This window comes from Rhizobium cerradonense, from assembly GCF_030182455.1.
Lineage (GTDB): Bacteria > Pseudomonadota > Alphaproteobacteria > Rhizobiales > Rhizobiaceae > Rhizobium.
On the sequence record NZ_JAQJCK010000014.1, the window covers coordinates 65554 to 79041 of the forward strand.

General features: G+C 60.2%; 12 protein-coding genes. All 12 read right to left on the reverse strand.

From position 1 onward, the window contains the following. Window positions 1–150: 150 nt before the first annotated feature. Complete coding sequence (iolD, locus tag PH547_RS25285) at window positions 151–1989, reverse strand: 3D-(3,5/4)-trihydroxycyclohexane-1,2-dione acylhydrolase (decyclizing) (protein ID WP_285169699.1); 1839 nt, start codon at window positions 1987–1989, stop codon at window positions 151–153. Then, window positions 1986–3908, reverse strand: a complete 1923-nt coding sequence (locus PH547_RS25290; RefSeq protein WP_285169700.1) for a bifunctional 5-dehydro-2-deoxygluconokinase/5-dehydro-2-deoxyphosphogluconate aldolase — start codon at window positions 3906–3908, stop codon at window positions 1986–1988. The genes iolD and PH547_RS25290 overlap by 4 nt, the downstream gene beginning before the upstream one ends. Window positions 3909–3926: 18 nt before the next feature. Next, window positions 3927–4856 (reverse strand): TIM barrel protein, encoded by a 930-nt coding sequence (locus PH547_RS25295; RefSeq protein WP_285169701.1) that lies wholly within the window; start codon window positions 4854–4856, stop codon window positions 3927–3929. Beyond that, entirely contained in the window at window positions 4857–5150 is a 294-nt protein-coding gene (locus PH547_RS25300) for a putative quinol monooxygenase (RefSeq protein ID WP_104825981.1), read from the reverse strand. Continuing rightward, on the reverse strand, window positions 5147–6088 hold the full coding sequence (locus PH547_RS25305) for a sugar phosphate isomerase/epimerase family protein (protein ID WP_104825980.1): 942 nt from the start codon (window positions 6086–6088) through the stop codon (window positions 5147–5149). The genes PH547_RS25300 and PH547_RS25305 overlap by 4 nt, the downstream gene beginning before the upstream one ends. Window positions 6089–6166: 78 nt before the next feature. Next, complete coding sequence (locus tag PH547_RS25310; RefSeq protein WP_285169702.1) at window positions 6167–7339, reverse strand: Gfo/Idh/MocA family protein; 1173 nt, start codon at window positions 7337–7339, stop codon at window positions 6167–6169. Window positions 7340–7350: 11 nt separating this feature from the next. Continuing rightward, complete coding sequence (locus PH547_RS25315) at window positions 7351–8412, reverse strand: Gfo/Idh/MocA family oxidoreductase (protein WP_285169703.1); 1062 nt, start codon at window positions 8410–8412, stop codon at window positions 7351–7353. Then, complete coding sequence (locus PH547_RS25320) at window positions 8409–9314, reverse strand: sugar phosphate isomerase/epimerase family protein (RefSeq protein ID WP_285169704.1); 906 nt, start codon at window positions 9312–9314, stop codon at window positions 8409–8411. Before PH547_RS25320 ends, PH547_RS25315 begins: the two co-directional genes overlap by 4 nt. Window positions 9315–9411: 97 nt before the next feature. Then, entirely contained in the window at window positions 9412–10218 is an 807-nt protein-coding gene (locus tag PH547_RS25325) for an ATP-binding cassette domain-containing protein (protein WP_104825976.1), read from the reverse strand. A gap of 10 nt (window positions 10219–10228) precedes the next feature. Next, window positions 10229–11224 (reverse strand): ABC transporter permease, encoded by a 996-nt coding sequence (locus PH547_RS25330; RefSeq protein ID WP_104825975.1) that lies wholly within the window; start codon window positions 11222–11224, stop codon window positions 10229–10231. Between the two features lie 10 nt (window positions 11225–11234). Further along, window positions 11235–12248, reverse strand: coding sequence for an ABC transporter permease (locus tag PH547_RS25335; RefSeq protein ID WP_483315581.1), 1014 nt, complete (start codon window positions 12246–12248; stop codon window positions 11235–11237). 132 nt (window positions 12249–12380) lie between these two features. Then, on the reverse strand, window positions 12381–13355 hold the full coding sequence (locus PH547_RS25340) for a sugar ABC transporter substrate-binding protein (protein WP_285169706.1): 975 nt from the start codon (window positions 13353–13355) through the stop codon (window positions 12381–12383). Between the last annotated feature and the right edge of the window lie 133 nt (window positions 13356–13488).

The window sequence follows — 13488 nt, forward strand, 5'->3', positions numbered from 1 at the left end:
TCCCGCTCCATGATCCACTCGACCTCCGGCGCGCAGGCGATACAGCGAGAGGCCGACGAACCGCCAGCCTGCCGATTGAGGCGTAATCTCATGGACTTGGCCATGACTGCCAAAGGGTTTGCGCAAAAGATCGGCCATGCTCGATCGCCCTCAGTCGAAGGTCCGCTGGTCGCGGGCGTTTCGATTATAGTGTTCGCGGGCGCGCTCAAGCCGCTCGGGGCCGCCGGCCTGCGGGACGGCAACGTCCCACCAATGTCCGCCCGCTCCCGTGCCGGGGACCGCATCCGTATCGATGACGATGACCGTCGGTATCGAGCGCAAGCGTGCGTCGGCGATCTTCTTTTCCAAATCGGCGATGTCAGCGGCTTTTTCCGCTTGGGCACCCATCGAGCGCGCATGACCGACGAAATCGAGCTCAGGCATGACCTCTATGTTGGAGTCCTTGTACATATTGTTGAATTCGGCCCCGCCGCACTCGATTTGCAGGCGGTTGATGCAGCCATAGCCACGGTTGTCGGTAAGAACGACGGTGAAGGGAACGCGTCGCATCACTGCGGTCGCCAGTTCGGAATTGGCCATCATGTAGGAGCCGTCTCCGACAAAGCAGATGACCTCCTTATCGGGCGCCGCAAGCTTGATGCCCATGGCGCCTGCTACCTCATAACCCATGCAGGAATAGCCGTACTCCATGTGATAGCCACCCTTGACGGACTGCCACAGAACCTGCAGCGCACCCGGCATGGTGCCGGCGGCGCACATCACCACGGTCTTGTCGGTGGCCACGCGTTGAACGGCACCGATGACCTGGGCATCGGTGGGAAGATGGTTGACCAGGTCGGCTTCCGGCGCCGCCGTGACTGCCTTCACGGTCTCGTGCCATTGAACCCTGCTTTCCGCATCGAACGACGGAGCCCGATAGTTGCCCAGCAGGACGGAAAGCTTCTCGAGCGTCACACGTGCGTCGCCGACGACCGGCGCCGCACCATGTTTAGTGGCGTCGTAGCCATGCAGGTTGATGGAGATGAGCTTTCGCCCCTCGTTCTTGAACAGCGCCCATGATCCGGTGGTGAAATCCTGAAAGCGGGTACCGACCCCGATCACGAGGTCCGCCTTCTCCGACAGGCGATTGGCGCATTCGGATCCGGTAACGCCGGGCGAGCCGAAATTGAAGGCGTTATCCCATGCGTTCGCCCCCTTGCCTGCCTGGGTCTCCACGAACGGGATGTTGTGGCGTTTCGCGAATGCGGCGAGCGTATCTTCCGCGTCGGAATAAAGCACGCCGCCGCCCGAAATGATCACCGGGTTCTTGGCAGCGCCAATCAAGGCCGCGACCTCTTCCACTTCCCGCGGATCAGGCTCCGGCCGCCGGATACGCCAAACCTTGGGCTCAAAGAAGCTTTCGGGATAATCATAGGCATCCGCCTGCACATCCTGGCAGAAAGCAAGGCATACCGGCCCGCAATTGGCCGGATCCGTCATGACCGAGAAGGCGCGCGGCAGCGCGGTCAACAAATGTTCGGGCCGGGCAATGCGGTCGAAATAGCGCACGACAGGCCGAAAGGCATCGTTGGCGCTAACCGTGCCGTCATCGAAGTCCTCGATCTGCTGAAGAACGGGATCGGGCCGCCGGTTAGCAAAGATGTCACCCGGGATGAATAGCACCGGCAGGCGGTTGACATGCGCCAATGCTGCCGCCGTCACCATGTTGGTGGCTCCCGGCCCGATGGAGGAAGTCACGGCATGAGCGCGCTTGCGCCTTTTTGTCTTGGCATAGGCGATCGCCGCATGGGCCATGGTCTGTTCATTCTGACCACGCCACGTCGGCAATGCATCGCCGATGCCGTGCAGGGCTTCGCCGAGCCCCGCAACATTGCCGTGGCCGAAGATCGCCCAGACACCCTCGATGAAGCGCTCGCCATCCTCCGTCATCTGGACCGAGAGCCATTTGACCAGAGCCTGTGCGGCTGTAAGCTTGATTGTCTTTGTCATGCTGCCTTCTCCCGTGCGGCCGTCCGTGCTTCGTCCCAGATCGAGGACAAGCGTCGATAGCGCCTTGCCATCTCTTCAACGGCGGCGGCGTCTTTGATTTCACCATTCATCCAGGCGCGTGCGACGTCGCCGAAGATGGTTCGGCCAACGGCAAAGCCCCTGACCAGACTAAATCCGGCGGCGACCTCGAAGCTCGCGGCCAGCTCCGCCTCCGGCGCATCGAGGCCGAGCACGACGATGCCACGTGTATACCGGTCGTTCTCCTCGATGGCGGCGATGGCGTTGGACCAGCCGATGGCGGTTTTCATCGGCTCGAGCTTCCACCAATCGGGGAAGACGCCGATCTCGTAGAATTGCCGGATCAGGATCGCCGTCGTCGCGTCATTGACCGGCCCGACCTTCGACGGAATGATCTCGAGCAGGAACTCCAGATTGTTGCGGCGCGATGCCTCGAACAGGCGCTTCACGGTTGCTTCCTGATCGGCGCGCGTTGCGGCGTCGTCATCGGGATGGCAGAAGCAGAGCACCTTGACGACGTTTTCGCGCGCCCATTCGGCCAGGCCGCCATAGTCGCTGCCGAGTTCGGGTTCCAGTGTCAGAGGCCGCGAACCCGGCCATTCGCAGGGCCGCCCGATCCACAGACCGGCGCCGGAGGCTGCGTGCAGCGCCTTTCTGCCGATCCGGTTGTCGCAGAGGATGCCGTAACCGGAACGGCCGGCTTGGACCTGCACCGCCGCCTGCAGGCAAAGCTCCTTGAAGGCACCGCCTTTTTCGAGCGTATAGCCCGGCATCTGCTCAAGCTGAATGCGATGGTCGAAGGCGAATATCCGATAATCCGACCAATCTTGCCCATGATTGCGATGGCGATTGGTCGACCAATGGATCTGTTCGACGGCTTGATCGTTTCGCAAATCGCTGCGCTTGACGCCGCGTTTCAGAAAGAATTCCAACTCCTCAAGCGAGGGGTAGGCCGGCGTGCATCCGTGGCGGGATACGGCGAATGCGCCGCAGGCATTGGCGTATTTGAGCGACGTCGGCCAATCCTCGCCATCCAGCCAGCCTTTGAGAAGACCGGAGAAGAAGCCGTCTCCCGCGCCAAGCACATTGAAGACCTCGATCGGGAAGCCTTCGCCCGAAATGCCGGCATCGAGATTGTCCGGAATGGCGCCCTCAAACGCCACGGCCCCCTTGGCGCCGCGCTTGCAGACGAGTGTTGCAGACGAGACGGCACGAACGGCCTTCAGGGCCGCGACGGTATCCGCGGTTCCGCCGGCGATATGGAATTCTTCCTCCGTCCCCACGATCAGATCGAAAAGATGCAGCGTCGACTGAAGTTTCTGCGTGACCTCCCGGCTTGCGACAAACCGGCTCTCCCCTTCGCCATGACCGGCGACACCCCAGAGGTTCGGCCGATAGTCGATATCGAGGGCAGCCCTGGCGCCACTTTCGCGCGCAAAGCCGAGCGCCTTGAGGACGGCCGCTTCGGTCCGGGGATTGGAAAGATGCGTGCCGGTTACGACAACTGCGCGCGCCGAGGCGATGTAATCCCGACGTATGTCGTCTTCGCAAAGCGCCATGTCGGCGCAGTTCTCGCGGTAGAAGATCAGCGGGAACGTGTCCTCGTCGCGGATGCCGAGCAGTACGAGCGCCGTCAGACGCTCCGGATCGGTGACGACACCGCCGACATCCACGCCTTCGCGGGTCAACTGTTCACGGATGAAGCGACCCATATGCTCATCGCCAACCCGGGTGATGAGGCCGGATTTGAGGCCAAGCCGGGCGGCACCGCAGGCGATATTGGTGGGCGAGCCGCCAATGTATTTGTTGAACGAGCCCATGTCCTCGAGCCGGCCGCCGACCTGCAGACCGTAGAGGTCGACCGAGGATCGGCCGATCGTGATGACGTCGAGTGATTTCATGTCGAAACGCCCCGCTGTTTAGAAACCAACTTGTGTTAGAAACGACCGGCTGGCCGCCAGGTCATCGAGGATGCAGCCGGCGTTGCGCGGGTCGCGCTCCTGCTCGATCGTGATGTAGCCGCCGTAACCGAGTTCGGTGAGAAGAGCCCGCACCGCGGTGTAATCGATGGATCCGCGTCCAATTGGGCACATGACACCTTCGGCGCAGGCATCGAAGAACCGGATGCGCTTGCCCATCACGTCCTGATAGATTTTGGCGTCGATATCCTTGAAATGGATGTAGTCGACGCGATCCCAGTAGCGGCGCAAGGTGGCTACCGGATCCATGCCGGAATAGACCATGTGCCCTGTATCAAGGCAAAGACCGGCCAGGTCGGCGGGGATGTCATTGACGACACGCTCCAGCTCGTCGGCAAACTCTATGTAGCCACCGGCGTGTGGATGAATGGTCGCGCGCATGCCATATCGGTCACGGGCGAGCGTGGCGATGGCGCGGATATTTTCGACCATTCCGTTCCATGCAGCCTCTTTGAGGCGAGGAGCCCGATCGCTGTGACCTGCAGCATAGTCGCGCTCGTCATGGCCCCAATCCATGACGGTGAGGTAAGGCGCGGCGTAACGTTGGCCCGTATGGTTCTGAGGCCCCGGCAAATGGGTGATCAGCGCGCAGATTTCATCGGTCTGCCGCAAAAGGTTCTCGCGATTTCCAGTCGAAACAAGGTCATCGAATATGGTACCCGCGACGACCGTTAGCTCGCGCTTGTTCAGCGCCTCGGAGACCAGGCCGAGATCGAGGGGCAGATAGCCATAGGGCCCGAGCTCCAGCCCGCCGAAGCCGGCCTGCTGCGCCTCGTCCAGCACCTTTTCCCAGTGCGGCAGATGCGGATTTTTCACATCATCGACACCCCAGCAGCAGGGCGCGGTGGTTATGGTGGTGGAGTTGCGCATTCAGGTTTCAGCCGTGATTGTCTCGAAGGTAAAGGAGCGGTGAAAGGGTTCGTAGAATTCCAGGAAGCGTTGCGTGTGCTCCTGCAAAAGATGCTCCGCATAGGCGGTTTCGTCTCTCCAGGCCTCGACGAAAACCAAGCGGTTGGGGTCATCGGTGCAGGTGAAGTAGTCGTAGGAGAGACAACCGGTTTCCGCCCTCGTCCTCGCCTGTACGTCCGGGGCGCGGGCGAGGATTTCGTCCCGCGTCCCCGGAACAAGCTCAATCGTGACGATGAACTTGTACGGTCGTTTCATCGGCTGATCGTGGCCCGGAGCGCGTCGATCGAGGATTGGATGCCAGCGTCCGTCGACATGGTGAAATCTTCCATTTCGAGGCTGACCCAACCATTGTAGCCAACCATGCGAACGACGGAGAAGAACTCCTTCCACCATTGCAGATCGTGGCCGGCGCCGACGGCGACATAGTTCCAGCTACGGTTCGCGACGTCGGTGACGTCCTTGAGCTCAAGTAGCCCATTCACGTCAGCCAAACCGCGTTCGATGCGTGTATCCTTGCCGTGGCAATGATGGATCGCGCCGCCGAGCGCGCGCGCCGAAGCAATCGGGTCCGCACCCATCCACATCAGGTGGGACGGATCGAGATTCATCCCGACCGTCGGGCCGACTTCGTTGCGAAGGCGGAAAAGGGTCTCGGGATTCCACACCAGCATAGCCGAGAAGTTTTCGAGCGCGTATTTTTCGACGCCAACTTCTTTGGCCAGCTTCACCAGATCATGCCAGAGCGGGAAGGCCCGGTCTTCCCACTGATAGCGGTCACGCTCGGGCATCTCGTCAGGCCAGCTCTTGGTATAGACGAGCCAATTGGGAACGCTGTCGCCGGGAGCCGCTTCCGGCAGGCCCGACATGGTGACGATGGTCTTCACGCCGATCTCGCCGGCAAGGCGGATGGTCTGCTCCATTTCCCTGCGATGGCGCTTGCCCATGTCGCCTGGATCAAGCGGGTTTGCCGAGCAGTTGAGCGCGGCGATTTCGAGGCCACGCGCCTCGATCTCCTTCAGCTTTGTCTTGAGAAGCTGCCTGTCCTCGAGGAGCTCGTCGGCGCGGAAATGCGGTGCGCGCGACCAGCCGCCGCCGGTCATCTCGATACCCTCGACACCGAGTTTGACGCATTTGTCGAGCATCTCCGTGAAGGAAAGGTTCCCCATCACATCGGTGCAAATGGAAAGTTTCATGGCCTTGTCTTTCTTGTTGCGAGAGGGTTGGGGGCGCACTTGGGAGGAGTTGGGAGGGATCAGCGCGCCCCCGGTTGATCACTTGAAATCGATCCAGGCAGAGCCAGCGTCAGCCGAACGCACGCAATTCTCCAGCCAGCGGACACCTTCGGTGCCGGCCTTGATGCCCGGATAATGGTGATCTCTGAGAAACGCTTCGTCGCCGCGTCGCTTGGCGTCGATGGCCTGGGCAATCCAAAGGTAGATATTCGACCAACTGTCCCCGAGACCTTCGGTATGCAGCGCGCCCATGCGGTCAACTGCCAGGCTTTCCTTTTCGAGATAAGGCATGCCGTGATGCAGGATGCGGTTCGGCTCGCCCTGCACGTCATAGAGCAACTGGTCGGGATGGCTGTCGGACCATTCCACGGAAGCCTTGGAACCGACGAAGCGGTAACGCTGCGATCCCATGTTGCCAGCGTTGACGGAGGACACCCATAGCCGGCAGCGCGCGCCGTTGTCATAGTGCATGAGCACGGTGGCATGGTCTTCGAGCGGCGCGCGGCTCGGGATGAACGCCTTGCGGTCACACAGAAGCTTTTCGATCTTCAGGTGCGGCAGCACGACCTCGGACAGGTAATAGAGATGCGTGCCGATATCGCCGAGAACGAAGGTCGGGCCGGCGGTCGCGGGATTGGTGCGCCACTTCACGGCTTCGGGCGCATTCACATCATCGCCCGCGTTGAAGCCGTGCGTGTATTGCAGATCGACGATGCGGATCTCACCCAGCATGCCCTTGGCAACCATCGCCGCCATCTGATGCACCAGCGGGTGGCCGGTGAAGCCATAGGTCACGCCGACGATCAGGCCCTTTTCCTCTGCAAGCCTTTCGATCTCCTCGCATTCGGCGATGCTGAAGAACAGCGGCTTTTCGCAGATCACGTGAAGGCCGGCTTCGAGGCAGGCCTTGGTGATCTCATAGTGCGTGAAGTTCGGCGTGGCGATCGAGACGACGTCGACGCCGTCCTCACGCGCCGTCTCCTTGGCGATCAGCTCCTTGTAATCAGCATAGCAGCGCTCCGCGTCGACCCCGAGGTTCACGCCGAAATCGCGACCGCGTTCGGCGTCGAGGTCGAAGGCACCGCACACCAGCCGATAGGTGCCGTCGCGCAGCGCGCCGGTTCGGTGTTTGTATCCCACCTGCCCGGTGCGGCCGCCGCCTACCATCCCCCAACGCAGGGGGCGTTCGATAAGTCTTTCTCCGTTCAGCATGTATGAACCTTTCAGGACGCTGATTTCATTCGCTGTTGCGAAAATTGCCCGTGATCGGGCCGATCGTTTTTGGAAGCGTAGAGAGCCGGTCGGGTGACCATATCCACCTTTTCAAGAGCGCCACTTTCCACGGCTCGAAGAGCGGCGTCGGCAACCAGCGTCGCGGCATAGCCGTCCCATGTGGAAGGGCCGGTCGCAGTCCCCTGCCCCGCCGCGACGATCCACTCGCGGAATTCCTGATCGTAGGCCTCTATGAAGCGCTCGCGCCAATCTATGGGCACGGCCTGACGAACACCGTGGATGTCCCGGATAATGCTTGCGGGGCGAAGCGGCAGGCTCACCGTACCGGCTTCGCAACTGACCTCTCCGCGGATGTCATAGCCATAGGCAATGTTCACGGAGATCTCGACATCAACAAGCGCGCCGGAGGCCATGTGCAGGAGCACCACGACTGGATCGCGAAGCTCCTTGCCTCGGCTTGAACGCCGGGGCACGCGGACCTCAACGCCCGCAACCTCATCATCGAGCAGCCAACGCGAAATGTCGGCGTCGTGGACGAGCGTGTCGTTGAGCGGCATCTCCGACGTATATAGTCCCTCTGGGACAGAGGCGTTTCGATGCGTCGAGTGGAACATCAACGGGGCGCCGAGCGCGCCGTCGTCCAGAGTTGCTTTCAAGCGGCGATAATCGGCATCGAACCGCCGCATGAAACCGACTTGAACAAGACGCCGGCCGAAGGCGACTTCAGCGTCCATCACACGGCGGGCCGCCGCCGCCGTCGTCACCAACGGCTTTTCGCAGAAAACGGGCTTTCCGGCAGCGATGCATTCCAGAAGCTGTTCTTCGTGTGCCGGACCCCAGGAGCAGACGACAACCGCTTCGACGCTTTCGGACCGAATGAGTTCACGCGCTGTATCGAATACCGTTGCTCCATCCGGCGCGACCGAGGCGGCACGCGCGGCATCAATATCGTTCACTGCGACGACATTGACGCCGGAGAGCACCTTCGTCAGGCGGCGGATGTGATCCTGCCCAATCATGCCGGTGCCGATCACTCCAACGTTGAGGCTCATTTCGCGCTCCAATACTTGTCGACGTAACGCTGCATTTCGGAACGCATGAACTTGCCGGAGTGATCGGCCTTGTCTTCCCAGGCAAAGACGCAGGCCGTCATGATGCCGTCGAAACCGATGTCTGCGAGGGTGCTGAAGAAATCGTCCCAGGGGACTTCTCCCTGACCGATATTCAGATGCTGATGTACACGCGCCTGCGTGCCGGGCGGATTGAGGATGTAGCGCAGGCCGGAAGACGCCTTATGGTTAAACGTGTCGCCGACATGGACATGCGCGAGCACATCCTTGGCTTCGCGCAGCATCGCCTTGGTGTCGTCCCCGAAATAGAAGGTGTGAGGCGCGCAATAGAGGAACTTGACGTTCTTGGAATTGACCGTGCGGATGATGTCGAGCGCCGGCTGAAGGGTCTCGCACCAATCCTCCGGATGCGGCTCGACATGGAGGTTGATGCCCTCCTTTTCGAAAATCGGCACAAGCTCTTCCATCGAGCGCCACCAGGCGTTTTCGCAGGCTTCGATCATCGAGCCGGTATGGCAGCAATAGCAGGAGCCCTTGTCGGGATGCGGGCCGCGCCCGAATTCCGAGTTCATGACATCCACTTCCAGCTCGACCGCAATCTGGATGGCGCGCTTCCAGTGCTTGACCGCGGCTTGGCGCTCGACCTCATCATTCGAGGCCCAGCGGTACATCGGCAGGAGCGATGCAATGCCGACGTCCGCGTCTTTCAACGCGCGTTTGAACGATTTGATGCGTTCGGGAAACACGCGCGGCGCCTTGAACCATTCAAGGAAATCGCCGCGCGGAGAAAGTTCAATCCAATCGTAGCCGAGTTCCTTCACCTTCGAGGGCAGGTCCTCGAGTGAGAGATGGCGGTGCATAAAGGGGTCGATAGCGATTTTCATGAATGGTCACCCGAAAAAGGTTGCACTTGGAGATCCCACCCGCGAGGGCGGGTGAGCCGGTTTCGTGTTTGTCGTCGTGTCTCGTGTCGGTAGCGGTTCAGGCTACCGAGGCGTGCCCGCTGTTTGCATGGGCTTCGATCTCGGCCTCCAGCTCGGCCATCGCCTCGCCGCCCGCCATGAGATCGGTAATTTCTTCGCGGCTTTTCTCACCCTTGCGGAAGTCGGCCGCCTTTTCGCCCTTGATCAGGACCGCGAAATGATCGCCAACCGTCATCGCGTGGATGACATTGTGGGTAATGAAGATGACGGCCAGGCCGCGCTTTCGTGCCTCAAGCACGATGCGCAGCACGTGCGCTGCTTCCTTGACCCCGAGCGCGGCCGTGGGCTCATCCAGGATCAGCACGCGGGCGCCAAAATGGACCGCGCGGGCGATGGCGAGCGATTGGCGCTCGCCGCCGGAAAGGCCGCCGATGAGGCGATCGCCATCGTCAATCCGGGTAATGCCGAATTCACGAACCGCTTTGACGGCAATCTCATTGGCGGTCTTGCGATCGTAGATCTTGAAGGGACCGAGCCCTTTCGTCGGTTCCCGCCCCACAAAGAAGGATCGACCGATACTCATCAGCGGAAACGTGCCGCCAAATTGATGAACGGTGGCGATGCCCATATCGGCGGCTTCACGCGGGTTATTGAACGACAATGGCTGGCCTTCGAATTTCACGGTACCGCTGGTCGGCTTGTAGACGCCGGCAAAGGTCTTGATGAGCGTCGACTTGCCCGCACCATTGTCCCCGAGAAGGCAAAGGACTTCGCCGGAGTGAACTTGCAGATTGATGTTATGGAGGACATCGATGGGACCGAACGACTTGTTGACGTTCTCGAGTTCCATGATCGGCGTTTTCATTGGCCCGACCTCACTTCTTTTTCGGCGCGTAGGTAAGCGCCATGTTACGGAAAGTGTTGTTCATCAGCACAGCAACGAGCAGCATGATGCCGATGATGAGGCTCGACCAATTGCGGTCGATGCTGGTGAAGTAGATGCCCTGGTTGACGATGGCGAAGGTGATCGTTCCAAAGAAGATCCCGATGGCCGAACCAAATCCGCCCGTCAGAAGCACGCCGCCCACCACGACCGAGACGACCGCGTTGAATATGTAGTTCATCCCGCCGGAGACCTGGGCCGAATTGAACAGGATGGCGCCGCACATGCCGACGAACGATGCGCTGGTCGAGGAGAGCACGAAGAGCCAGACCGTCAGGCGGCGTGTCGGAATACCGGCGTTGCGCGCGCTTTCCTTGTCGCCGCCCATGGCAAAGATCCAGTTGCCGAAGCGGGTTTGATGGAGAACCACTGCATAAATCGCAGTCACCGCCAGCCACCAGAGAATGATGATCTGATAGTTGCCGCCGAGCAGTTGGCCGAAGATCATCTTGGCCCAATCAGGAGCATTCAAAGGAACGCTGGCGTTGCCCGTGATCAGCACGGAGGCCGTCAGCACAATGCCTTGCATGGCCACGAGGGTACCGAGGGTGATGATGAGCGAAGGCACCGAGGTGCGAACGGCGAGAATACCGTTCAGCAGGCCGACCAGAATACCGATCCCCAGCGCTGCCCCGATGCCGACGACGATTGGCAATCCATAGTAGCCGGAGATGACCGCAATGCTCATGGACCCTGCCGGGATCATCGCACCGATCGAGATGTCCAGTTCGCCGGCGATCATGAGCAAGCCGACGGGAAGCGCAACGATGCCGAGATTGGCCGCAAAGTTCACCCAGCTTGCCGCGCCGAAGAGATTGCCGAGCTGGACACCTCCGAAGATCACATAGAAGGCGATGACGACGATAAGGCTGAGAATCGATCCGGCCTCGGGACGCCGCACCAGATTTCTGAAATCGGGTCTGTACATAGCTTCCCCCTCAGTTCTTTTTCTTTGCGGAGTAAGACAACGCCATCTTGCGGAAGGTGTCGTTCATCAGAACAGCAACCAGCAAAAGTGCACCGATGATCACGCTGCCCATGTTGGGGTCGAAGCTCGTGAAAAAGATGCCCTGGTTGACCATCGCGAAAGTGATGGTGCCCAAAACCACGCCGATGATCGATCCGAAGCCGCCGGTCAGGAGAACGCCGCCGATCACCACGCACATGATGGAGTTGAATATGAAGGATTGGCCCGCCGCGACTTGGGCGCTCTGGTAGACCATTGCCTGGCTTACACCGACAAAGGCTGCGCAGAAGCTGCTGATCATGAAGAGCGAGATCGTCAGGCGCTCGGTCGGAATGCCGGCATTGCGGGCGCTTACCCTGTCGCCACCCATGGCAAAAATCCAATTGCCGTAGGGCGAAATGTGCAGCAGATAGGCCAGAAGGGCCGCGAAGAGAATCCACCAGAAGATCGTGACCTGGAACATGCCCGCGATGAACTGCCCGAACAACGCCTTCGACAACTCATGGGGAACGATGGCAGTGCTGGTGGAGCCGGTCAGCAAGACCGCGAAACCCAAGGTCAGCCCCATAACGGCGAACATGATGCCGATCGTGACGATGAGCGACGGAACGCCTGTTCGCAACACGAGATAGCCGTTCACGAAACCGACGAGAAGGCCCATGATCAGCGCCGCAGCGATACCAACGCTGTCCGGTGCGCCATAGTAGCCGGAGATGATTGCCACGGTCAGAGACGAGGCCGGAATGACGGCGCCGACGGACAGGTCGAGTTCACCGGCAATCATCAAAAGTCCGATCGGAAGCGCAACGATGCCGATTTCGGCTGCAACGTTCAACCAGCTCGCAAAGCCCGCCGCCGAAACAAAGACTTCTCCTGCGAAAATCGCAAAGAAAACAAACACGGCGATCATGCCGAGAAAGGAGCCTACTTCGGGCCGACGCGACAGTCGTCCAATTGAAGCCCGGAACCCTACGCTGGCGGGCATCGTGGTGGCGACCTTATTCTGGGTGGCTAAAGCCATTACTTCCTCCCCGAAGGTTAAGGGTGAACTCGACCGACGCCGCACCGCCCGGCGCTTATGGCCGGGCAATGCAGTCGTCGATTGCCCGCGACGCGCTTAGCGAGCGCCGCCCTTCACTCCCGCAAGCGTGGCTTCGACGTTTGACGCGTCGACAATCCCAGGACCGGTCAGGATTTCGCGGGTCGGCACGGTCAGGCCATAATTCACATTGCCGTTCAGGATCGACACGGCCAGATAGCCCTGCAGATAGCCTTGCTGGTCGATCGTGAACATCTGCGTGCCGCTCTTGATATTGTTGAGGATGGTCTCGTCCATGTTGACGCCGCCGACCTTGACCTTGCCGACTTTGCCGGACTGCATGATGCCGTTGATCGCGGAATTCGCGTCGACGTTTCCGATCGTGTAGACGCCGCCAACATCCGGATGCTGGAGCAGATAGGCTTTCACGGCCTGGGCAACCGCTGTGGAATTGCCGAAGGATGTTGCCGGCAGCGGCAATGTATCTCCCTTGCCGCCCGCTTCCTTGACGCCATCGGTCATGCCCTTGCAGTGCGCTTCGATGTTGGCTGCACCCGGAAGCGTGTTGATGCAGACTAGGCTTTTGATGTCGTTCTTCGCGAAATATTTGCCGGCGGCAACGCCAGCCTTGTAGTCGTCGCTGCCAATGTAATTCATGGCGCCCAGACGATCCGCAGCGGCAACACCGCCTGCATTATAAATGATCAGAGGGATCTTCTTGTCGACGACAGCCTTGAATGCAGGGTCCATCGCTTCCGGGACCCAGTCGGGGCCGACGATGGCGTCCGCGCCCTGGGAGATGGCTTGGCGGATCAGTTCAGCCGCATCGACGCCGAGATTGTCGTAGTTCTGGGGGCCGAGCCAAGTGACGGAACCGCCCTGTGCCTTCACAACAGCACCGGCATCCTCTGCACCGCGCTTTACGATCGACCAGAACGGGTCGTCAGGCTTTCCGCCGACGACAAAGATTTTTGCAGCGAACGCTGTCGTAGCACCCATGGACAGGGCAACAGTCGTCAGCAGCGCTGCACCGATAAACTTCATGCGTTTCATATCTTCCTCCCGAGCCCCATCAATTGGGGACCACAATGCGACACGATGTTTAATCCTTGAGATGCCATTGCGAAACTGTAATACTGACACGTAGGTGATTTTGTTTCATAACGTGTCTTTCAAAAATGACACT